Source organism: Pseudomonas sp. CCC3.1 (genome assembly GCF_034347405.1).
Taxonomy (GTDB): domain Bacteria; phylum Pseudomonadota; class Gammaproteobacteria; order Pseudomonadales; family Pseudomonadaceae; genus Aquipseudomonas.
The window spans coordinates 2,679,982-2,700,929 of the sequence record NZ_CP133778.1 but is presented as its reverse complement, the minus strand read 5'-3'; the positions used below and the strand labels follow the sequence as shown (position 1 = coordinate 2,700,929).

Here is a 20,948-nt window from a genome sequence, read left to right as displayed (position 1 = left end):
ATGCTAACAATCGACGAGGTGGTCGCTGCCATCTTGAGCCGTGCCGAAGACCGCTACGAGGTCTATTTTCCTAACGCGGCAGAAGTGGCCGCGCCTTGGACTGACATCAACTCAATTGCGATACAGCTCAAACGGGTCAATCGGGAAGGTGCCGGGTGGCGAACTGTTTTGATCACCGCGTTCTCTTACGACGTGGCCAAAGTCCAGGGGGCTTTTCGTTGGGCGGCGGATGTTCGGGACAACCTGGCGGAACCGCAAACAGCTGACCTGTATATGTTCATGCTGATCGAGGGCGTCACGTCCGAAGATGCCGCACGCCTGGAAACCGATGACCGCTTTTGCCGGAAGGTGGTGGTCAGAGAGGGAGAAATTGCGGGCTCCTTCCTCGACCGTAGTTTTCTGGCGACCCTATCCCCCTCTGGTAGCTTGGAAAGCATTAGCGACCCACTGCTCGCGTCCATGGGCACGTTGGGCCTGACACATTCATGGGTGCTACCTCACCTCGAAGCGTGGCGGGAATTGTTGCTGTCGGGGCAATCTGGGAGTGATGTTGCGGATGCCTTGAAGGCTGTTGCGTTCGGCGAAGAGGACTCACAATGAAACAGTTGAAGTCCATCACCCTTTCCAACATCCGCAGGTTTAGCGCTGACACAACGATTGAGCTTAGCCAGGGCGCAACAATCTTGCTGGCCCCCAACGGCACCGGAAAGACGGCATTTTTCGAGGCCATTGAGCTCGGCCTCACCGGGAAGATCCTACGTCTGGGCGATAATCTTTTGCCCATCATCCGGGACACTCAGAGCACGGCTCGCGTGGGCCTGGATTTCGGTGATGTGCAAGCCGCTGTGGAGGTGAACAGTATTGGCGACGTTGAAAGAACGGGCGACCTAAGCCCGCTGTTTCCGGACACCAATCCTGACGACATTCCGTTTCTGCTGAGGCTCACTCACCTGCTGGATCAGCGTGAAGGAGAATGGCTGGTACAAGCAGACCCAAAGGTCGCGGGCTCCCAGTTGGCTCGCTTGCCAATCGGCAAGGATGGCACGCAGGTCAGCTCTGCCCTAGGCAGTATTCGCCGCGCGCTCACTGACAAACTGAAACAAGCCAAGAGCTCACTTGAAGTTCTTGAAACAGAGTTTAATGAATGGCAAAGCCTCGCCTTGGAGCGAGACCTTGCAGCTTCTCAGTCTCAAGGCGCGCTGCGCAGCAGAGAAAACATTGCTGAATCCATTTCAGACATTGCGCGCCAAGCGAATAGCTACGATCAACTGCCCGCAGGTCTACTTGTGCCTCCGCTGGGTCAAGATGGTTTGGAGACGGTGCATGATGCGCTGGAGCAATTGGTACAAACCAAACTGGATCGTCTTCGCGATCAGATCACGGCTTTAACTGAAGTTGATGGGCTCATCAGTCGGTTCGTTTCTGAGCAAGCACGTTCAGAGCAGCTCGGTAGCGATCTGGTTGTGGCAAAGCAGGCACTTTCACAGAGAGTACAAGATCGCACGGCGGTTGCTACTCGTCATGAGCAGTTTCAGCAGGAGTTGGTCACAGCACAAGATGAGCGTGATGCCATTGTTCAGCAATTGAACCGGCACGTGAATGAGAGCAAAGCCAAAGAAACCGTAGAGCAGCGCAAGCAAGTACTGGAAACTGCCGATAAGACTCTGGCCACTGCAGAGACTCTGGCCTCTACATTGCGCACTGAGCATGAAAGCAATCAACAGCTTGGCGTCCAGCATGATCTGATCAATAGGCAACGCGCTGCGTTGCTGCAGATTGATGCAGACCTCTTGGCTGCCCGTGAGCTTGTTGTTCGGTGGGAGCAAGCGATTGAGCACGTGGCGCAGGTCGCGGGTGCCATCAGTGATCAGGAGGTAGAGGAGGATCGCCTTCAAGAACAACTCCGCACCGCCGTTTCATCAAGAACAGCCGCTGAAACTGAGGAGCTGGCAGCAAGGAGTCAGCACGAGACTTTGACGTCGGCCGCCGACTCTATCCGGCAAGCCGTTGCGTCCATCGCCGCTCATTTGCCTGCCGATCGTGGCGACTGCCCGCTTTGTGGCGAAGAGCATGGGGCCGAAACTCTTCATAGGCGTGTCGCCAAGGCTTTGGAAGCAATTGATCCCAATGTCGTGGACGCCGAACGACGGGTCAAGAAATCTGCTGATGCGCTCCGTGAATGTACCGACGCGGTTGCTCTCGCCGAGGCCGAGCTGAAAGCTTGTAAAGGCAGAATCATTGAGCTGGAACACCAGCAAGCAGGTCTGCTGGCCGACATCGAGGATCTCAAATCCAGCGTTTTGCTCGGCGGAGATACGGTAAAGCTTGCCAAAGAATCGATTCGGCTTCGGGAAGATGCAAATGCTTCCGCCAAGCTCCTGCTCGACGAGAAACAGAGCAATCTTGCTCCTGCGCTCGAAGCTCATGTCATTGATAAGGCAAAAGATGCCTACGACTCAGCGGCTCGCGCATTGGACACGGCCCGGCAGGAGCGATCGGAGGCCAGTAGCAGGCTTGAGCAAGCAACTGCTGCTTTAGCGGCAATAACTGCTGACGCGCCCCCCGCTCAAACGTTGGAAGAGTTGTCATTGGCGCAAAACCAAAACACCAACCAGATTGTTGATCTCAGCGCCAAGGTGGCGGCCGAAAAGTTAGCGCTGGATCGGCATCAAGCACAACTCAGTGACCTGACAAGCAGCGTATCCGGGCTAGAAACTCAGCTCTCAGATACCCAGGCTCGCCTCGCTACCGTCCGAGCAGCCTGGCGCCTGCTATCGCTTGCAGGTGATCCCACTGCAGAAGTTGCGAGCGGTCATGAGGCCCGGCTGCAATCATCCGCCGCCGAGCTGGATCGTCACTCAGAAACGCTGCAAACGATCAAAATAGAGATCGGTGCATGGAGCAAGCTGGAACAGGCGCGTCTGACTCAAGGGCTTTTGGATCGTCGCCGCGGCGAGCTTTCAGAAGATGCGTTTACTGCGGATCTCCGTCAGCGAGTGGAAAATGAGCAGTTGGAGCACAAGCGGCTGTCGCAGCTATCTGATGCCATGGACACACTCAACCAGCACCTCTCGACCGAAATCGCTAATGTTCAAAAACACGTGCTTGCTGTCGTACCGCGGTGGCAGGCGCTTTTGAAGCGCGTGGTTAGGGAGCAGAGGTTTACCGGGACGAACCTCGATTTCCGCAGCCTCTACAGAAAAGAGCGAGCTGAAGTATCGGTGCAGGTTAATGGCGAACAGTTTCCGGTGCCAGTGATAGCGAGCGAAGCGCAGCTGACTGATTTACAGCTGACTTTCCTGCTATCGATGGCGTTGGATCATCAGTGGTCTTCCTGGCGCGGGCTGCTTTTAGACGACCCGACCCAGCACCATGACCTGGTGCATGCTGCATCTGTATTCGATGTGCTTCGTGATTACATCGTTGATCATGGTTTTCAGGTGGTGATTGCAACGCACGACGCTCTACAGGCGCGTTACTTTATGCGAAAGCTGCAGAACGACGGTATCGAAGCACGCATATGGTCACTCGCCCCTACGCCTGATGGGGTTACAGCGTTGGAAACCCCTTGGCCCGCGGCGAACCATTTCACGGTTATCGACCAGCCAAACCCAAGCTCCGAGAATGAGTAGTTCTTGGTGACGTAGCTGATCTGATCGTGCCAGGTTTTTGACCTGGCGCGATCGGATACTGCGTGCGCTGGCGGAAACATTCAGTTCGGCGTGAAATTCCCATGAGTGCGCTCTCAACTCAGCAGCGTTCTAGGAGCTTACGCTCGCTAGCCCCGCCCTGCCACATCACCCGCTTTGAAGCTTGCACTGCTTTTTGCTCCATAGGCATCATGGAATAAAACAACAATAAAGAGAAAGCCCCATGTCCCAGCCGATGGTCACACTTCTAATATTCCCAACGCCGGATTCTGGTCTTGCTGTGCAATTGAATCAGAAGCAGGACAGCCAGATGCTATCAGTTTTCCAGGCTGTAGGAATGTCCTATCAGGTGCTGGATGCGATGATCGAGCGTGATAATCGGCTTGCCGATTTCGCTAAAGAATACTTTGTGAAAAACTTGATTGCGGATGGATGGGAGAAATACATCGCGACTCAACTGGTAATGGAAAAATGCTGGCAGCGCCGCATCAATGACTGCCGAAGAAAAGACGTCTGCTGTTGCGATTGATTACGAAATCTACCAGAACTATTGGCCTAATCTAGATTTTATGGAGCCAGGTTTTGGCGCTGACGTATAGCGCAGGCATCGTGATACCAGATTCTAGTATGACTTCCCAATGACGCATCACAGTCCGATGCATTCGGGACTGAGAGGCAGCATTTCAATGCTTGTGTTGCCTATGCTCCATAGGCAATCTGTAGAACCAATAACAATAATAAGGATCGCACTTCATGTCTCAGGTAATATCCACCGCTCGCAGAACTAAATCACACCAAGGGGACTGTGAGGTCGCCAGCCCCATCGAAAAAAGGGAAAGTAGGCTTCTCAGTAAATTTCAGTCGCTTGGCTATCTCTTGTCTTGGGTAGATGACATGGCCAAGGATGAGTCTGACATCGGAGGATCAATCACTGCCCTGTTTTCCTTCGATGCTGAGGTCGCTGCATTAGGTTTTGACCGGTACGACCCGGTGCACATATTGACGGCTCCCAGCTGGAAGATACGTATGTACGCAGCCTGGTGTGTGCTCGGTGGCGTAGAACGCACCATTGCTGCGCAACTCGATTACACGGAGGTTCACAACTACTGGCCTAATGCTGATTTCTGTGACCCTGCGTGGGATGAGGAAGTGAGGCAGTGGGCGGCCACCGTCACGAGCTACGATGAGCCTTCTGAATTCAAAATCGGTGGGATAGCCGGATACCCTCCCCGACCGAAACTGGTATTCAAGGTCTGAGAAAGACCAGCGGCGGCTGATTCAGCCGCAACTGGCTACGGTTAGCAGCCCCCAGGCGCGACAGGCAATCCATCGTCCAGACTGCTCAGCCTATTCGTTAACAGCTCCCAAATGTGTATTGTAGATACCGTTGGGAAAGGCTCTTGATGCGGCGTGTGGGTGGGTGTGACAGCTTTCCGCCTACCCGTCATGATTGCTCAGCGGACAGTGCGGTCATGAGGCTCTGCATAGAAAAGGTTGCCATTGCGCTCGTCGACGTATGGTATTTTATAGGGGCTATGGTTCACCATCGGACACGTCTGTCATGCTGCAAAATGAAAGCATCAGCAATAAAATCTACGACATCCTGAAGCAGGACATAGTGACAAACCAGCTTGCCCCTGATGCAAGATTGGTGATCAGTTCTTTGAGCCAGAGATTCGGTATCTCAGCCATTCCAGTGAGGGAGGCCTTGTTCCGCCTTGCAGCGGAGAAGCTGATCGTCCTGGAGCATAACAAAGGGTTTAAAGTTGCGAGCAAACCCAATGTTGACGACATCCAGCAATGGCGGCAGGCTCGACTTTTGATTGAGCCCTGCATCGCTGAATCTGTCATTGCCAATATTACAGACGCTCAGATTGATGAGCTCAAGCAACTAAATCGTGAGATGCGCCAGCACGCCTACGGCCCCAAGTACGAGCAGTATAGTTTTTTCATCAACGCGAACTCGGACTTTCATAAGCTCATAGTAGGCTCGTGTGGCAACCGACTCGTTGTTGAAATGTATAACGCGCTCAATTATGGGCCCCAAGTAGGGCGACTCCATAATGAGCGGGGAGTGCCCGACATCACGTTGTTGTGTGATGAGCATGACATGATTATCTCAGCTATCGAAAACCGGAACGTGGAAGCTTATCGCTCCAGAACCACGGATCACATTACCCTAGGCTTTGATCGCCAGCTCGATTTGAGCCGTATCGGCTCACTGCCGGACACGCAAGCTGAACCTTCCAAATAAAGCAGCGAGCCGGTTTGCCCGGCTCACTGATCACATCAGCTTGAACCGGTTTATTGATCTTTCAGCAACCGCGGTGTGACCCCAATAGGAATTATCGCGCCCCTGTGCTGGATTACGGCGCTTGCCAGGCGATGGGCATTCTCAGCGCTCTCGACAATCGAAGCCCCTTGCATACGCGCTGCCAAGTAACCTGCGCTGAATGAATCTCCGGCTGCGGTAGTATCGACTACCTGTGAGTCGGCGAGCTTGATGCTATCTACCTCCGTGGCATCTCCATGATTAATCACGATGCACGACTGGCTACCTCTTTTGATAACGCATTCGCCGCGCCCTTCCCGACCGACCTGCGCGATTACATCCTCTACACCCTTGTAGCCCCAGAGAAGAATCTCGTCATCGAGTGTAAGGAACGTGATGTCTGCGATCCCCATAACCCGGGAGTGTGCAAGCCGAGCGTCCTCGATACAGCCCCATAGTCGAGGCCTGAAATTGTTATCGAAGTATATTTTTCCGCCTTTGCTTTGGCAGGCCTCGAGCGCGGTGAACAACGTGTCCCTGGAACTGGAATCGAGTATGGCGAGGCTGATACCGCTCAGGTAGATCGCATCAAATCCTGTAAGTGCGTTGCACGTCCTTTCCCCTTCGGCAGACGATACGCAGTGTCTTGCGGCCGAGATCTCTCGCCAGTAGTGAAACGTGCGCTCCCCCTTGTCATCAGTATCAATCCAGTACAACCCAGGAAGCCTGCCCGGCAAGCGCTGAACGAATGAGGTGTTAATGCCCTCCTTAGTCCATGCATTGATCATTTGATCGCTGAAGCGATCAACCCCAAGGGCGGTGATATAGAACACGTCAATGTTTGCTTCAACGGTCTGGCGCGCAAGGTAGACAGCAGTATTCAAGGTGTCACCGCCGAAGCCCTGCTTGAGGTTTTGCTGACCTGACACTTCAATCATGCATTCACCGATGACAGCAATTTTGCTGCGGTTCATAAGCGCCTCCTACCTCGTGCCGTGCTTTGCGGTGCCGCCCGGCGTGAAGGCGTTGTTGAGCTCCGCATAGATGTTGCGGATGTCACGCCGTCCGATGAGCCCCTCTCGAATCTTGGCTGAGGCGGCGTTCTGTTGATCGATATACCCCGCGTATTTAGGTCGTACAAAGGCACTGGATACGGTGCCGAATGTGTTCCGGAAGAAGCCGTGGGTCAGGACATTCGCCTCGGTATCTAGCCAGGCATTCGAGTTGGAAGGCTGTCCTCCAGACGTAACCACAAGGCTTCTCTGAACGGACTCGGACACATAGTCCATCAGGTGTGCAATGAGCTCGGGAGAGGGGTCACAGTTGGTCGATAACGCGATCCCCGTCCCACCCAGCACAGCCCCCCTTAGCTCGGGATCTCCGGCATGAGCTATATCAACAAAGCTCACACGCTGCGCGGCAACGGCGCTGGAGTAGTTCACATAGCCAAAAATCGCGGGGCACAGCGCGAAGGTTCTCTGCGACATCTCGTTCAAGAGCGCAATCGGATTCAGGTCAGTGAGCTGGCGATTCTGATGGCCGTATACCGTCTGCATGATGTTCAGCGCTTCTAAACCAGCGCCGGGCTCGACCACACTATCGGGAGCTGAAAATAGCTTTGCGCCCAGGGACAGGCAGATCGAGTAGAAGGTCAACAACGCATGGGGGCCGCCGAGGGACAGCGCTACGCTTCCCGGCGCCGAAGACGCCAGATGCATCACGTCATCCCACGTATCAGGAATCCTTGGCACCGCGTGTTCGACGACCGCACAAACCTGGGATGCTGCATCGATCGGAATTGCCCACGTTTTGCCTTTGTATTGGTAGCTGCTATAGGAGTTGCCGATCGTGCTGCCCTGCAGGAAAGCAAGCTCGCCAGGCGATAAGAAATTTTCCAGGGCTCGGATGCAGCCCTTCTCCACCGCTTCACCAATGCCTGGATTGTCTACAACGAGTAGGTCATAGCGAGCAGCGAGTTCGTCGATTGGGTGTGACTCAAAGCCCTCAAGCTTTTGCACCGACCACTCAATCGAAATTCGCTCGTCCTCTTTCGCCCACGCTTTGAGCGGGAGGGTTCCTCGGGGATGATCCCACGTCAGTCCTGTAATCACCTTCATTGCCAACCTCTTGTTTTTGTTGAATTCGCACAATGCCCCTGCCCGTTTCCAACGCCCGTACGATCAAAAAGGGCCGAAATAAGGGCTAGCTATGGCGGATTAAATATCATATATAATATCGAAAACCTAGCCCGGTAGCGTTCATCACTCGGGCTGGGGGGCACGATTTCAACCAAAAATAAGAGGTAAGGTATGTCGATTCTCAAGGGTTACCGCGTCTTGGATTGCTCCATCGCAATGGCCGGCCCATTTGCAGCACAGCGCTTGGGAGACATGGGTGCTGACGTCATCAAGGTCGAGCCAACCACCGGGGAATGGCAGCGTCATACCTCTGCAGGCGCGGCATACGGCAACGTCATCAACACTTCGTTTCTTTCGCTTAATCGCAACAAGCGCAGCTTGGCGGTCAACCTCAAGGACGAAGAGGGCAAAGCGCTTCTGTACAAGCTCGTGGCGACTGCCGACGTATTCCTTCAGAACTACCGCCCTGGCGTCGCTGAGCGTCTGGGGGTTGATTACGAGACGCTGAAGCGAATCAAACCAGACCTGGTGTACGTCTCGATGTCGGGGTTCGGTGAGACTGGCCCCTACGCCAAGCGCCCTGGTCAGGATCTGTTGCTGCAATCAATGAGCGGGGCAATGCGCAGTACCGGCATTGCAGGCACCCCTCCTCAACCTGCGGGCCAGTACCTGGTCGACGCGATCACGGCTTACACCGCTTTCGAGGGCGCGTTGGCCGCTTTGCTCCACCGCGAGCGCACAGGTGAAGGTCAACTCGTTCAGATCAACATGCTTGATGCGATCGTAGCCAATCAGATGCAGGAAATGACGGTCTACACCCAAGGTCTCAAGCCACAGCGTCGCAGCGAAGAGCCCCATGGCCATTGCTACATCCGTGCGCCTTACGGCGTGTTCCAGACGTCAGATAGTTTCATCACCCTGGTAACCCCTCACCTCCCCACATTGGGCCAAGTGCTTGGCGTCCCTGAGTTTGAGTCCATGGTTGATGAGGTCGACGGTCACACGCTTCCCCAGCGCGATTTCATTTTTCGGGTTACCCGGGAGAAGCTCCTGGAAAAGACGACCAGTGAATGGCGGCAGATCTTCGATGAGGTCGGCTTCTGGAACAGCGAGGTCTATGGCTACGAGGACGTAGTCAACGACCCGCAGATCGTGCATAACGAGACCTTCGTGGAATATGAGCATCCCTCCGAAGGGACAGTGAAAACCCCCGGATTCCCAATTAAGTTTTCAAAGACGCCGTGCGAGATCACGCGCCATACCCCATTTATCGGTCAGCATACCGATGAGATTTTGGCCGAGATTGGTTTCAGCCCGCTTGAGATCGCCTCGCTCAAAGAAACGGGCACGGTGGCAGCAACAACAGGGGAGAAGAAGTGATGTCTACCCTTCCCTTCGAGCTTGATCCGAATGTTTCCTTCGAGATTCAAGGCATGACCGCGGTTATCTGCCTTGCTCGTCCCGAAAAGCTGAATGCCATTACGCCCTCGATGTCCGTGACGATTAGCAACCTGGCCAAGTTTTGCTCAGAATCTCCTGAGATTCGTGTGGTGGTGCTGACCGCCTTGGGGCCGAAGGCGTTTTGCTGCGGCAGTGACATCAAGGAGCTCGATACCTACGAGTCGCCCTGGGCGCATCGAATGAAGCATGACCATTGTGATGCGATCGCAGAGATTACAAAGCCTACGATCTGTGCGATCAACGGGTATGCGATGGGTGGTGGACTTGAATTGGCGCTCTGCTGTGACATCCGTGCAGCAACGAAAAACGCCCTTTTTGGCGCTCCTGAAATCAAGCTCGGATGGGTGGGTGGTGGAGGAATGGCTGTTTACCTCAACAAGACCATTGGCGCCTCCAAAGCTTCGCGAATGCTCTTCACCGGTGACCCCGTCGACTCCGCAACGGGCCTGGCGTGGGGAATCGTGGATGAGCTCTTTGACACCCGGGATGAGATGCTTGCATCCGTCATAAAGCTCGCTGAAACCATCGGCTCCAGGCCGCCCATTGCGGCGCAGACAGCGAAGCTGAATATGCGGGCGGCTGTAAACATGCCCTTGGATCAGGCCGTGAAATACGAGCGCGATCTGCGCACGATCTGTTTTTACACGCAGGATGCGGCGGAAGGAAAGTTGGCGTTCAAGGAGAAGCGAACGCCCATGTTCAAGGGCCAATGACGCAGCGTCGTTTTAGGTTCCGAAGGTTGAATAAGAATAATAGTCGCCCCCACCTCGCGAAGCGCGGGGCGACAATACCGTAAATCGCAAGAGGAAATTCCATGACTGACATTCATAACAATACGGTCAGGCCTCAGAAACGATCCATGAAGGGTGTTGCAGCCGCGTCCCTGGTCGGGTCGGCCCTCGAATGGTTTGACTATTTTCTGTACGGCACCGCAGCAGCGTTGGTCTTTAGCGAGATCATGTTCCCCAAAGACAATCCCACCGTCGCGATGCTACTTGCCTTCTCCACGCTTGCTCTAGGCTTCCTGGTCAGACCTTTTGGGGCTGTATACTTCGGGCAGTTGGGCGACAAGATTGGCAGGAAAAAAGTGCTCGTGATAACCCTGGTGCTCATGGGGGTGGCGACTACGCTGATAGGTTTCGTACCTTCCTATGAGACTGCGGGTATCTGGGCACCGATCATGCTGGTCATCCTACGGCTTGTCCAAGGGTTTGGTGCTGGCGCGGAATTTGGAGGTGCCGCGATCCTGACGGCTGAAAACGCTCCTGTTAACCGCCGCGGGTTCTACTCATCGTTTCCCGGGGTTGGGGTGTACATCGGATTGCTGATGGCCGCGGCGACATTTGCAATCCTGACTCGGCTACCTAGGGAAGTTTTCCTGGATTGGGCGTGGCGCATCCCCTTCTTGTTCAGCTCAGTGCTCGTTCTCGTCGCGCTGGTGATCCGCCTGAAGCTCTCGGAGACTCATGCCTTTGAGGAGCTTGCGAAGGCAGCTGAAGTGAGCAAAAGCCCGCTTCGAGATTTGATCCGAACCGAGCGCAAAGGCTTGCTGATCGTGGCAGGATCCCAGGTCGCCCAGAGCGGCGTGAGCTACGTGTATCAGACCTTCGTGGTGGCCTACATAGTATCGACCCTGCACATGGCATCCACTGTCGGGCCAACGGCTGTAGCGGTCGCAGCAAGTGTCGCGATCTTCACCACTCCGCTCTTTGGAGCGCTGTCAGACGTGTTTGGGCGCCGGGCCATTTACATGTTCGGAGCAGGGTTCTCGGCGCTGTTCGCCTTCCCATTTTTCTGGCTCGTCAATACAGGTACCACGTGGGGTGTGATCGTTGCCATGACCCTTGGCATCGGTGTCGGGGTGGCTGCCATGCTCGGGGCGCAAGGAGCGTTTTTCTCCGAAGTGTTTCCTTCCAAGGTGCGCTTTAGCGGCCTGGCTTTGGGACGAGAAATCAGTGCTGCTCTGGCCGGCGGACTTGCTCCACTGACTGCGGTGAGTCTGTCAATGTGGGCGGGCGGAGCATCGTGGCCTGTATCTTGTCTTGCGATTGGTATGAGCCTGATAACCTTTATCGCCGTCTATTGCGCTCCGGAAACAAGCAAGCGCGACTTGGGAGAATTTCGATCCGCTGCTGACGAGGCGGCAGTGGAAAACGTCCACACGGCCCGCCGTGAAGTGCCCTCAGGTACTGCGGCTCAAAACTAAGCCTGGATAGAGCCCCATGAGACATTGCGATTCCAGCCTCTAAGCACGTAACTGGAGTCGCTACCGCCACCACCTGTCATGTAAGTGAGTTACGGGGGCGGGGCTCAACTGCCTTGATAGGGTGGCCGCGCCCTACCCCTAGCCGGTTTCCGAGTTGGTAACTGATGGTCGTCAGGAAAGTTTGATTGGCGTCCTAAGGTCTTCAAAAAATGGTTTCTTGAACTGCACCTCTGCTAGCGCGCTGACCAATCCACCCTTGGTGGGTTTGGCAGGCTCAACAAACCAATAGCAATGTTGTTTGGCGCGTGTGATGGCCACATAGGCCAAACGCAATGTCTCTTGACCTTGGGCCGTGTCGTAAGGCGCAGGGTCACCCGGATCACCCAGACTTGCTTGCTCATACGCCATGTTCCGATGAGGCGATGTGGACATCTGAGCACAGTCCCCGACGAGGAATACTGCGTCCGCCTCCAAACCCTTGGAGCCATGGTAGGTCAGCAGCTTGATGCTGCTCGCTCGCTTGAGCTTCTTCGCCCTTGCCAGAATCGACTTGAGCTTGATACGAACCTCCTTTTTGGTGTCATTTTTGCGGTACAACACCAGTACTGTCTGCCCCCTGTCGAAATGCTGCTCAACGAAGTCTGCAAGCACACTGTCATCTCGATCCAGAACCTGGACAGGAAAAGCAAGATCCTTGACCTTGGGATGTGCTGCAATTCCGTGCTTGTCTTTGTTGGTGGTGATCTTTTGCACCAGGCTTTCTGCAGCGTCGATCACCATTTGCTGGGAGCGGTAGTTTTCCTTCATGAGCACGTGAGTCGTGCTTGGTGATGGAAAGTAAGACTCGAATTCGTCAAAGAATTTTGGCGAGCTCCCCCCCAGCCATAGATGCTCTGCCAATCATCCCCCACCGCCATAAGGGATGCAGGGTAAACCGCGCTATCGGTGGTAACGCTGAGCCCCCTCACCCGTGCTTCACGGAACACCGCGCGCAGCCATGAGATGGTATTGGCGCCACAGTCCTGAAACTCGTCTACCAGAAGGTGCAGCATGGGCATGAAAACATCGTCGGGGAGCTGCTCGAGGTTGGCCGCCCCTCGCTCACCAAACATTTCGAACATTTTGTTGAAGGTGAAAATTGGTGGCGACTGGTTGGCCAAGTAGTCATTGAAGGCCGGCCAGAAAATGGCGAGCGCATGGAAGAAAAATGCATCTTTGTTGTTGGGCGCGAAGCTCATATTTTGTACGGCTTCGGTCACGTCGAGCCCGAGGTTTTCCAGGAATGAAGCAGCCGAATGGAACGCTACCATTACCGGAGCCTCACCTAGCTCACCCTCGATCTCATACTCAAATTTCGGGGACTTTCTGACGTACCCTCGAAGCACGTCAAGCGTCGCCAGTCCTTCAGCGTAGTTATCTAAAAACAAGATGCCCTTGTCGCAATAGACCTGAAACAAGGTTTTTTTCATAGTCGTAGCCCCCGTCAGCTTCATCGAGGGCATAGATTGCAAACACAGCTTTCGATCGTTGCTACCCACTCCAAGAATGACGTAGGCCTTGAGCTCCTCACAGTAGCCATTGGCGAAGAACGGCAACCCCTTCAGCGTTACTGAAAAAGGGCCGGCTTCGATCCCTTCTATCGGCCATGCTCCTTCTGCACGCCATAGGCGCTCTACAGCGTCGGTCAGCTCTTCATCACGTTTGGAACAATCAACTATGCGGCAGATGCGCCTTCTTGCCTCGGTGGAGTTAGCACTCAAGGGCAGTAGCTTAGCTGACGAGCGTACCAGTTCGGCTATGAGGCCCTGAAATGTCTCGTTGGTCTCATATACGTGTTGATACGCCGCATTCATCAGGTCTAGCTGTTCATTGGTGAGACGGATATCAAGTGCGTTTTCGACGTCTTCGCCCTCTTCGTCTTCGGCGTCGTTGAGCGAGAAAAACTCGAACGCTTTAACTTTCGCATGGGGTTGGCTCCAGCGTATGAAGTCGAGGATCCGAGAGTGGAACGTTCGCACGATTCGGCCTGTGACCTCCTCAGTCAGCGTGACGCCCCAAAGCGCGAAGACCTCAGCCAACTTGCGCCTGAAGTCTTTCCGGGATTCGCGGGTGAAGGTGACTACTGCGATTTTCTCTTTGGGAATGCCCAGGTACTTATGCAATACCAGAAGACGCAGCACCATCGTGGTGGATTTTCCACTGCCAGCCCCGGCCACGATGCAGGTTGAAGGATCCTTGGAGAAGATCATTTCCCACTGATCATCCGTAGGTTCCTGTCCTTTCAGGTGCTCGGCGACTTTATCTCTGACCTCCTGTTCAACCTCAGAGGTGATGCGGAATCGCCATTTCGCGAAGAGGTTGTGATCAACCTGGGGGCCTAGAGCTTGTACAGCGCGGCCTGGACGCAGCTCGATGATGCGCCTTCCAGCTTCAATACCTTCGGCCAACCCTAGCTGGTGGCCCACTAGCGCGCCGGCTTCTTGCCCTTGCTCGAGGCCCTTCTCAAGGCCGAGGGAATAACCGGAATGCTTGCCTTTCTTCCACCCATCCTCGTAGCCACGCCGGGAACCATGCTGCCACGAGTCCTTGTCATGGGCGCGCTGAGAGCGAAGGACAGCAGATGCCAATGCCGACAAAATACGGGCTCTAATTCCCTTCGGTAACAATATGTCACCCGCCCGTTCCTCTTCCCGTCCATGTTCTGCAGATCCCACACTACGCCCCTTCACATGATCGATATTCCGGCGAAGACCGAGGCGACCATTGCTGGCCACAACCGCTCTAAACCGGTGGTTGAGGGGATGGTAATCGCGGAAACAAAATTTTACGAACGCGGAGTCCTCAATCTGCTGAACAAAGTAGGTTTCGGTTAGAGTATCGGCCCTTCTCCTCTGCATTGGCTCATGGAATCGTCAAATGCCCGGCATCAAGCTCAACAACAGCGCCCTTGCGTATTATGAACATTTCACCCAGGTCATCACGCTGAAGAGAGCCGAAAGGCCCGACCTCGTTAATCTTGCGAATGCGGTCTTCAACCCTGATTGGAACGCTGGACTGTTGCTGGTCGATGGAGCCGAGAAAGTGCTTACTCCGCTGGCGCACGAGATGCGGCACTGGGTAGACATGAATTGCTCCATAAGAGGTCTGAAAACCCTACAGGACATCTTTCGGTTGATTGCAGATCCTAGCGAAACAAATACCGCCATCAAACCCTTGAAGCGGGACTTGACGCTGGATCACTTTATTGAGCCGTATGAGCACGCTGATCCTACGGTGCAGTACCCCTGGCAGGTGGGTTTCCACCTTAGCCAGCCAAGATTCCACGAGCCTATTGAGCACATCTCGCTATGTTTCTTTGATAGTCGGGATCTCCAGCGCAGGCGCGTGCTATTCAAATCGCCTGTTTACCTAGGCAGCATGCTCGAAACCTGCGCGACCTACCAGGAACAACGGGACGTCATGCCCCTCTTCCTAGACGAAAGATTGCCCAAGAACGCACGTCGCGACGCTGAACAGGCCGCTATGAGGTTTCTTCAGGATTCGACAGCCCCGGAGTACCATTCCATCATCCACGCGATCTCGATCGGTGCGAAGCAGCGCGAGGCCGCTCACGGAGTATCGCTCGCAGCTGGTCTCTGCACCCTGCTACTCAATATGCCGCCGCAGATGCTCAAAGAAAGTTGCCGGCGAGTCGAAGATGCTTTGAAGAACCGTAGGTACGGTGACGGGGCAGTTTTGGCTGCAGACCAAATGCGCGCGATGGCCGCAATCAGCCCCGAGGCTGCTTTGATTCATAATGCTGTGACAGAGCTTGCCCGCCGGTCGAAATCCGGTTCCTTACCCTACAGCGATGACTTGATATTTGACCTCGTACCGTTTTGGAGAAAGCGGCAGGCCGAGTTCTTCGAACGCAGCCATGAGCATTTTGTTGCCCAGATCAATGCCATCCACGGGCCGGAGTATTTCCGCACCTCCATCCCTGCATTGATCGAAAACAACAAATGGATCATGGAGCAAAAGACCTTGGCTGTGACGCTCAATCGACTGCCGAAACGTCCACCGATAGTGTTTGGTGATGACTTCGTCCTAGAGGGTGCGCCCGAATTTTGCGGAGTAGTCCCTCACTATCAAAATGCCGATTTCTCGCTGGCTGAATCAATGCTAACGATCCGCGAGCGTCCTGCAGACATTAGATAGATCTGCGCTAAATCCCGCCTCCGCAAGGTGCCTCAGACCCGGTAAGCGTTGATCTGGTATCGGGGATGTCGATTTTTGGGGAGGTGTGCAGGCCATAGCTCACAACTGTTGAGCAACGGCCTGCGTGAAGAGCTGGGTAGATCGAATAACTCCTCGTGCTAGTCCTAGGGAAGGCTAGGATCTTAGTTACCCTGTGAATAGTGGGAAGCAATCAAAATCCCAGTCTTCTGCATCAGATCCGATTCAGAAAGCGGATCGCTGGTGGCTCAGCCAGGAGTTCCTTGGCGGCCGCGCCGAACTCGACTGAATGCGGAAGCTCAAAGTGAGCATCGAAGTCAGCCTTGCTGGCCCAAACTTCATACAGAACGAACGTCGTAGCGTCAGCTACGTCTGTGTGCAGCACGTACTGAACGCAACCTGCTTCCGCTTGGCTCGCAGGCACCAGCTTACTGAACGCATGTTTCAAAGCCGCCTCGGAGCCTTCTTTGGTCTTTAGGGTCGCGACAACATGAACGAGTGTGTTGGTGGTTTCGGTAGCGCTCATAAAATATATCCCAAGTATGTGATAGTCGGTTGGATCGATATTTCTAGGTTGTTAACCAATTGCCCCGCTCCTCGTGGTGACCGCAAGGAGCGGGCAGCCGCTCGCAGCGCTCTTGAACACCGAAATGGCGTGAGCGTCAGATTCTGTTGTTCAGTCAGTAGCATTCGCAGATATGGCCTGAGTAGCCCACAGGCGGAGCACCGAAGCGGATTGTTACCGCGTCGCTTCAAGTTACCGCTCTGTGTGTACGTCGACAGGTTTACCTGCAAGGGGGTTAAGCGATGTCGATGACGATCTTGGTCAACGCTTTACCCGACTCCTGGAGTTCGTGAGCTGCTTGTGCATCAGCAAGCTTGAAGGTGTGGCTGTCGAGCAAAGGTTTGAACTGGCCCGCTTCAACCAGCTTGGTTGCCTCACGAAGAATGTCGCCGTGGTGGGCGCGCCCTTCCCCGCTCAACATGGGCAAAAGCACAAACACGCCAGAAAGCGTGACACACCGTAACGAACCTGAGGCCAAGGAATGGGTTCCGAACGCGGCGCAACTCACCACGTGACCGTATGGGCGTGTAGCTACGAGGGAATCATCGAGGCTCTTGCCGCCGACCGTGTCGTAAACGATGTCGAACCCCGCGCTCGCTGTGTGCTCGGCAACGTACTGATCGACGGAAGAGGTGTTGTAGTCAATGGCAGTTGCGCCATAGGACTCCACGATCGCAGCCTTACTTTTCGAAGCAGTAGCAAAAACTTTAGCGCCCCGGGCAACTGCGATCTGGACAGCCGCGTGACCCACACCACCCGCACCACCTTGCACCAGTACACTTTGCCCGGCGCTAACGTTGGCGCGGTCAACCAAGCCCTCCCATGCTGTCAGAAAGACCAGCGGGATGGCAGCGGCTTCGCGCATAGATACGTTTTTTGGTTTGATAGCCAGAAGGTTTACATCGACGGCAGAGTACTCAGCCAGCGAGCCTTGAAGACGTCTTGCATCGCCTACATCTCCAGCTATGTGGGCAGTGACCGAATAGATTAGCCTCGGATGAGATGTTTCGTGCCCTTCTCTAAACCGTGAAGCAATCAATGGAGATCGGCTCCGATCATCGGCTCAGTAAATTCGAAGTGGCCGCGGCAGATGGCATCATTTCGAGATGGACTCGACTGAGACGAGCTCCAGATATTTGTATTTTTTCTTCTTCGCCGCGGCCTTGGCCTCTTGCTCAGCGACCAGCTTGCTGAGGCTACTAGAGTCGTGCACAAACACATCAATATCGCCCTCGTACACCTTGGACACGTGTAAGGTCACCCGCAGCTTCGACGTATGGTAACCACTCGCTTTCTTCGCTTGAGGCGTCGGGTTTGCAGCTGGCTGGGATCTGGGTACCGCAGGCGCCGACGATGGCGCGGGAGGTGGCACGGAATCCGCAGTTGCTCCGAAGAGTGCTTTACGCATTTCCTCTTCACTTAATTCAATTGCCATAGATCTACCTTCAGGCGGTCAGAATTGCACAGTTGTGCCGGTATAACGGGTTTGCCTATTGAGCTGCAGGCATGCCGGCGAGGCTATCCGTATGGTTTCGAGGGAGCAGCATATCCAGAAGACCTGCGACGACCAATTGATTGATCCGTTCGTGCGCCCGCTGGAGTTGATGATTTTTATTGAGCGGACGTGGCGCAGTGCTAGGTACAGGTGTCATGACTGTCTCCCTTTTGGCTTTGAATGAGTTCCTTTTAGCGCCGGCGTATCCTGGGGCTCAGATGCCGGGTGCTCAATCTGAGGCGATGACTCTTTATCCAGTTCGGGCTGGATGTCCGCGTGTTGCTCATGTTGAATTTTTAGATCCTCTACAAGCTTAGCCAAGTCTGCCTCACGAGCGGCAGCCTGCGCCGCAGAGGTGCGGAGGGCTTTGAGCTCATCGTTCAACTCACTGGCGGTGCTTTTTTGAAGCTCTATGATCGCCCCTGCCCTAGCTTCCGCTAGCACCAGCGCCTGTACCTGGGCAGTAAGGGCCTGTATCTGATCGCCCTGGGAATTCAAGGTCTTCAACTGTTGGCGTGACTCTCCCAGTAGACGCTCGTTGTCGCGGTTGAGACGTGTGGACTCATCCTGTTTGACCGCTAGCGATTCCCGCAGCTTTCGCTGCTCGACCTGCGATTCATGAAGCTGGGATTCATGCCTACGTTGATCCTGTTCGCGCTGTTCCTTCACCGACTCCCGGTAGTGTTCAAGCGCCCCGCGCGCGTGAACGTGCTTTTCCTCAAGGGATTGGATCTGTTTATTCCTATCACCGACCTGGGCATCCAGATCACTACAGCGTTGGCTTAGCCCGGCATTACGTGTCAGCTCTGCCTGGAGAGAAGACTGCGTGGTTTGGAGGTCAGTAGTTTGAGCTTCAATGGCCGCTTGCTGGGCGTCTAACTGCCTCCGTGCAGAGGTCAGTTCCGACTGTAGATTGGCGATTTGAGACTCGAGCGCCACGCGCTGTAAATCGAAGGCTGATCGAGCCTGTTCTATCGGTTCATTACCCTCCTCCATCAACCGATCCAGAAGGCTTGCGACCATTGCGGATAGCTCTTCCCCCAGGCTGTCTCGCGAGGATGGCGAGCGTGGATCAAAGGATTTAATCTCCTTTAGGTATCGGGCAATCGTAGTTTTCGAGCCCGTATTACCCAGCTCCACACGTACGGCGTCAATGCTTGGATACGTGCCTTTGGACAGCAAGGCTTGCCTCGCTTTTTGTACTAAAGCCTTGTTTACACCGCCGCGGGCCATAAGACCTCCTACGATTTCGTGTCGTGATACATGTCATGTAATTACGTGTCACGTTACCATCAAATTCAAATGATTGAAATGGGCCTTCTACAAAGCCATAATAGTAAGTTATAGCTTCTTCACTGTCGAAATAGCTTTTAGCTGTCGCCGAAAGTGTGGAATGCTGGAATCACACAGATTTTGAAGGCAATGGACGATGGACAAGGCTGATCGGTACCTCAAGGCAGGCACTAGGGAGAACACCCGCAAGAGCTACCGGGCAGCGATCGAGCACTTCGAAGTGACCTGGGGCGGCTACCTGCCTACAACCGGGGACGGGATTGTTCGCTACTTGGCCGAGTACGCTGACACGCATGCGATCAGCACGCTCAAGCAGCGGTTGGCTGCGCTGGCGCAGTGGCACATCACGCAGGGATTCCCAGACCCAACCAAGACGCCCAATGTACGCCAGATGATCAAGGGCATCCGTGTCGTGCACCCTGCCCAGGTGAAGCAAGCCGCGCCGCTGCTACTGAAGCATCTTGAACAGGTAGTTAAGTGGCTGGAGACTGAAGCGGCGGCTGCACTTGATCGCGGTGATTACAAAACGCTAATGCGTCATCGCCGCTCGGTAGCGATGGTGTTGATCGGATTCTGGCGTGGGTTTCGCGGGGATGAGCTGGCCAGGCTCACGGTGCAGAACACAAAAGCCTATAGCGGTGAAGGCATTACTTTCTTTTTGGCTCACACCAAGGGTGACCGCCAGCACGAAGGGACAACCTTTCAGGCGCCGGCGCTAACGATGCTTTGTCCGGTCGAGGCCTATATCAATTGGATTACCGTTGCAGGCCTCGCGAAAGGCCCTGTCTTCCGCCGCCTGGATCGCTGGGGAAATTTGGGGGACAACGCCATCCAACCTCACAGCCTGATTCCGATGCTGCGTCGCATCTTCAAGGAAGCCGGGTTGCCTGAGGAGCTCTACAGCGCCCACTCGATGCGACGAGGCTTTGCTACCTGGGCGTCGTCCAATGGGTGGGACATAAAAGGTCTGATGAGCTATGTAGGCTGGAAAGACATGAAGTCAGCTCTGCGATACGTAGACTCAAATGTATCTTTCGGGGGGCTGGCAGTACGAGCAGACACGCTCGGAATTGATAAAACGTGATGTGTGCGCTGCCTCAGTCAGGTGTGGATATGAACCACGCCCATGCATAGCGGATCATCCTGCTTTGCCTGTAAACACAGTTCGACGCTGAGGACACCTACTGATGGACAAGCATGGAGGCTCGAAAATGCCAGAAACAGTCGTGCCGACGAAAGTGCCTCGTCGATTGCTATTTGCCATCCCCCCCTTCAAAATGACCGAGTTTGAGCGTTCAAGGACGACAAAGCCCAAGAATGTGAAAGGTTTAGGGTTAGCTTTGCTGCGCAACTGGTACCACGCAGAACTGAACGATGACACGCCGCGAGGCATTCCCTCGGCCGTCCTTGAGCTCTAACCCTCTCCGATCTCTCCGTCTATCCCTGGGCACAATGCCGTAAACGCTGCAACACCACTTTATGCCAAGTTCATGTGTGAAAAGATTTGTGGTCTTTAGCCGCTAACGATCATCACATTCACCCGGCAAGGTTCAGGAATACAGCCCCGGCGCAGTTGCATATGCAGCGCAGCCGCAGATCACCTACCTCGTTGCTAACACCAGAGGTCGGTGTGCAGCCGCAGCCAGGAGGGCT

General features: G+C 54.7%; 18 protein-coding genes and 1 pseudogene. 11 read left to right on the top strand and 8 right to left on the bottom strand.

All coding sequences use genetic code 11. The features are described 5' to 3' along the window. The 5 genes from RHM56_RS12130 (at window position 1) to RHM56_RS12110 (ending at window position 5,904) form a co-directional block, all read left to right on the top strand. A complete protein-coding gene (locus RHM56_RS12130) occupies window positions 1-600 on the top strand; it encodes an ABC-three component system middle component 1 (RefSeq protein WP_322241459.1) in 600 nt (199 codons plus the stop codon). Further along, a complete protein-coding gene (locus tag RHM56_RS12125) occupies window positions 597-3,632 on the top strand; it encodes an AAA family ATPase (protein WP_322241457.1) in 3,036 nt (1,011 codons plus the stop codon). Before RHM56_RS12130 ends, RHM56_RS12125 begins: the two co-directional genes overlap by 4 nt. Window positions 3,633-3,873: 241 nt before the next feature. Next, the gene (locus RHM56_RS12120; protein ID WP_322241456.1) at window positions 3,874-4,179 is read left to right on the top strand and encodes a hypothetical protein; all 306 of its coding nucleotides are present in this window, start codon (window positions 3,874-3,876) and stop codon (window positions 4,177-4,179) included. 224 nt (window positions 4,180-4,403) lie between these two features. Beyond that, a complete protein-coding gene (locus tag RHM56_RS12115) occupies window positions 4,404-4,907 on the top strand; it encodes a hypothetical protein (RefSeq protein ID WP_322241454.1) in 504 nt (167 codons plus the stop codon). A 304-nt stretch (window positions 4,908-5,211) separates the two neighbouring features. Further along, window positions 5,212-5,904 (top strand): GntR family transcriptional regulator, encoded by a 693-nt coding sequence (locus tag RHM56_RS12110; protein WP_322241453.1) that lies wholly within the window; start codon window positions 5,212-5,214, stop codon window positions 5,902-5,904. A gap of 50 nt (window positions 5,905-5,954) precedes the next feature. On the opposite strand, the gene RHM56_RS12105 is transcribed toward RHM56_RS12110, so the two are convergent. Together RHM56_RS12105 and RHM56_RS12100 are read right to left on the bottom strand one after the other, a co-directional pair. Continuing rightward, entirely contained in the window at window positions 5,955-6,896 is a 942-nt protein-coding gene (locus RHM56_RS12105) for a sugar kinase (RefSeq protein WP_322241452.1), read from the bottom strand. A gap of 9 nt (window positions 6,897-6,905) precedes the next feature. Next, window positions 6,906-8,039 (bottom strand): hypothetical protein, encoded by a 1,134-nt coding sequence (locus RHM56_RS12100; protein WP_322241451.1) that lies wholly within the window; start codon window positions 8,037-8,039, stop codon window positions 6,906-6,908. A 192-nt stretch (window positions 8,040-8,231) separates the two neighbouring features. On the opposite strand from RHM56_RS12100, the gene RHM56_RS12095 reads away from it, so the two are divergent. The 3 genes from RHM56_RS12095 (at window position 8,232) to RHM56_RS12085 (ending at window position 11,727) form a co-directional block, all read left to right on the top strand. Continuing rightward, the gene (locus RHM56_RS12095; RefSeq protein WP_322241450.1) at window positions 8,232-9,440 is read left to right on the top strand and encodes a CaiB/BaiF CoA-transferase family protein; all 1,209 of its coding nucleotides are present in this window, start codon (window positions 8,232-8,234) and stop codon (window positions 9,438-9,440) included. Beyond that, window positions 9,440-10,234 (top strand): enoyl-CoA hydratase/isomerase family protein, encoded by a 795-nt coding sequence (locus tag RHM56_RS12090; protein ID WP_322241448.1) that lies wholly within the window; start codon window positions 9,440-9,442, stop codon window positions 10,232-10,234. Before RHM56_RS12095 ends, RHM56_RS12090 begins: the two co-directional genes overlap by 1 nt. A gap of 101 nt (window positions 10,235-10,335) precedes the next feature. Next, window positions 10,336-11,727 (top strand): MFS transporter, encoded by a 1,392-nt coding sequence (locus RHM56_RS12085; RefSeq protein ID WP_322241447.1) that lies wholly within the window; start codon window positions 10,336-10,338, stop codon window positions 11,725-11,727. Between the two features lie 171 nt (window positions 11,728-11,898). On the opposite strand, the gene RHM56_RS12080 is transcribed toward RHM56_RS12085, so the two are convergent. Both RHM56_RS12080 and RHM56_RS12075 read right to left on the bottom strand, forming a co-directional pair. Next, window positions 11,899-12,534, bottom strand: a complete 636-nt coding sequence (locus tag RHM56_RS12080; RefSeq protein ID WP_322241446.1) for a 3'-5' exonuclease — start codon at window positions 12,532-12,534, stop codon at window positions 11,899-11,901. Beyond that, on the bottom strand, window positions 12,531-14,441 hold the full coding sequence (locus RHM56_RS12075) for a UvrD-helicase domain-containing protein (protein ID WP_322241445.1): 1,911 nt from the start codon (window positions 14,439-14,441) through the stop codon (window positions 12,531-12,533). The genes RHM56_RS12080 and RHM56_RS12075 overlap by 4 nt, the downstream gene beginning before the upstream one ends. Window positions 14,442-14,643: 202 nt before the next feature. Between RHM56_RS12075 and RHM56_RS12070 the strand changes: the two genes are divergently transcribed. Beyond that, window positions 14,644-15,924, top strand: coding sequence for a hypothetical protein (locus RHM56_RS12070; RefSeq protein WP_322241444.1), 1,281 nt, complete (start codon window positions 14,644-14,646; stop codon window positions 15,922-15,924). 232 nt (window positions 15,925-16,156) lie between these two features. Here the strand turns inward: RHM56_RS12070 and RHM56_RS12065 are convergent, their stop codons facing one another. From RHM56_RS12065 to RHM56_RS12050, 4 genes and pseudogenes are all read right to left on the bottom strand, one after another. After that, window positions 16,157-16,468, bottom strand: a complete 312-nt coding sequence (locus RHM56_RS12065; RefSeq protein ID WP_322241443.1) for a putative quinol monooxygenase — start codon at window positions 16,466-16,468, stop codon at window positions 16,157-16,159. A 274-nt stretch (window positions 16,469-16,742) separates the two neighbouring features. Continuing rightward, a pseudogene (locus RHM56_RS12060) lies at window positions 16,743-17,492 on the bottom strand (zinc-binding dehydrogenase); the annotation flags it as partial. Window positions 17,493-17,603: 111 nt separating this feature from the next. Next, window positions 17,604-17,942, bottom strand: a complete 339-nt coding sequence (locus RHM56_RS12055) for a hypothetical protein (protein ID WP_322241442.1) — start codon at window positions 17,940-17,942, stop codon at window positions 17,604-17,606. Between the two features lie 213 nt (window positions 17,943-18,155). Continuing rightward, window positions 18,156-19,235, bottom strand: coding sequence for a DNA-binding protein (locus RHM56_RS12050; protein WP_322241441.1), 1,080 nt, complete (start codon window positions 19,233-19,235; stop codon window positions 18,156-18,158). Between the two features lie 196 nt (window positions 19,236-19,431). Between RHM56_RS12050 and RHM56_RS12045 the strand changes: the two genes are divergently transcribed. Both RHM56_RS12045 and RHM56_RS12040 read left to right on the top strand, forming a co-directional pair. Then, the gene (locus RHM56_RS12045; protein ID WP_322241439.1) at window positions 19,432-20,379 is read left to right on the top strand and encodes a tyrosine-type recombinase/integrase; all 948 of its coding nucleotides are present in this window, start codon (window positions 19,432-19,434) and stop codon (window positions 20,377-20,379) included. A gap of 103 nt (window positions 20,380-20,482) precedes the next feature. Further along, window positions 20,483-20,713: a hypothetical protein gene (locus RHM56_RS12040; protein WP_322241438.1), complete on the top strand. Its 231-nt coding sequence runs from the start codon at window positions 20,483-20,485 to the stop codon at window positions 20,711-20,713. The last annotated feature ends 235 nt before the right edge of the window (window positions 20,714-20,948 follow it).

Coding starts and splice junctions, on each gene's coding strand:
- RHM56_RS12130 (WP_322241459.1), top strand. CDS start 1: ATGCTAACAATCGACGAGGTGGTCGCTGCCATCTTGAGCCGTGCCGAA.
- RHM56_RS12125 (WP_322241457.1), top strand. CDS start 597: ATGAAACAGTTGAAGTCCATCACCCTTTCCAACATCCGCAGGTTTAGC.
- RHM56_RS12120 (WP_322241456.1), top strand. CDS start 3,874: ATGTCCCAGCCGATGGTCACACTTCTAATATTCCCAACGCCGGATTCT.
- RHM56_RS12115 (WP_322241454.1), top strand. CDS start 4,404: ATGTCTCAGGTAATATCCACCGCTCGCAGAACTAAATCACACCAAGGG.
- RHM56_RS12110 (WP_322241453.1), top strand. CDS start 5,212: ATGCTGCAAAATGAAAGCATCAGCAATAAAATCTACGACATCCTGAAG.
- RHM56_RS12105 (WP_322241452.1), bottom strand. CDS start 6,896: ATGAACCGCAGCAAAATTGCTGTCATCGGTGAATGCATGATTGAAGTG.
- RHM56_RS12100 (WP_322241451.1), bottom strand. CDS start 8,039: ATGAAGGTGATTACAGGACTGACGTGGGATCATCCCCGAGGAACCCTC.
- RHM56_RS12095 (WP_322241450.1), top strand. CDS start 8,232: ATGTCGATTCTCAAGGGTTACCGCGTCTTGGATTGCTCCATCGCAATG.
- RHM56_RS12090 (WP_322241448.1), top strand. CDS start 9,440: ATGTCTACCCTTCCCTTCGAGCTTGATCCGAATGTTTCCTTCGAGATT.
- RHM56_RS12085 (WP_322241447.1), top strand. CDS start 10,336: ATGACTGACATTCATAACAATACGGTCAGGCCTCAGAAACGATCCATG.
- RHM56_RS12080 (WP_322241446.1), bottom strand. CDS start 12,534: ATGAAGGAAAACTACCGCTCCCAGCAAATGGTGATCGACGCTGCAGAA.
- RHM56_RS12070 (WP_322241444.1), top strand. CDS start 14,644: ATGCCCGGCATCAAGCTCAACAACAGCGCCCTTGCGTATTATGAACAT.
- RHM56_RS12065 (WP_322241443.1), bottom strand. CDS start 16,468: ATGAGCGCTACCGAAACCACCAACACACTCGTTCATGTTGTCGCGACC.
- RHM56_RS12055 (WP_322241442.1), bottom strand. CDS start 17,942: ATGGCAATTGAATTAAGTGAAGAGGAAATGCGTAAAGCACTCTTCGGA.
- RHM56_RS12050 (WP_322241441.1), bottom strand. CDS start 19,235: ATGGCCCGCGGCGGTGTAAACAAGGCTTTAGTACAAAAAGCGAGGCAA.
- RHM56_RS12045 (WP_322241439.1), top strand. CDS start 19,432: ATGGACAAGGCTGATCGGTACCTCAAGGCAGGCACTAGGGAGAACACC.
- RHM56_RS12040 (WP_322241438.1), top strand. CDS start 20,483: ATGGACAAGCATGGAGGCTCGAAAATGCCAGAAACAGTCGTGCCGACG.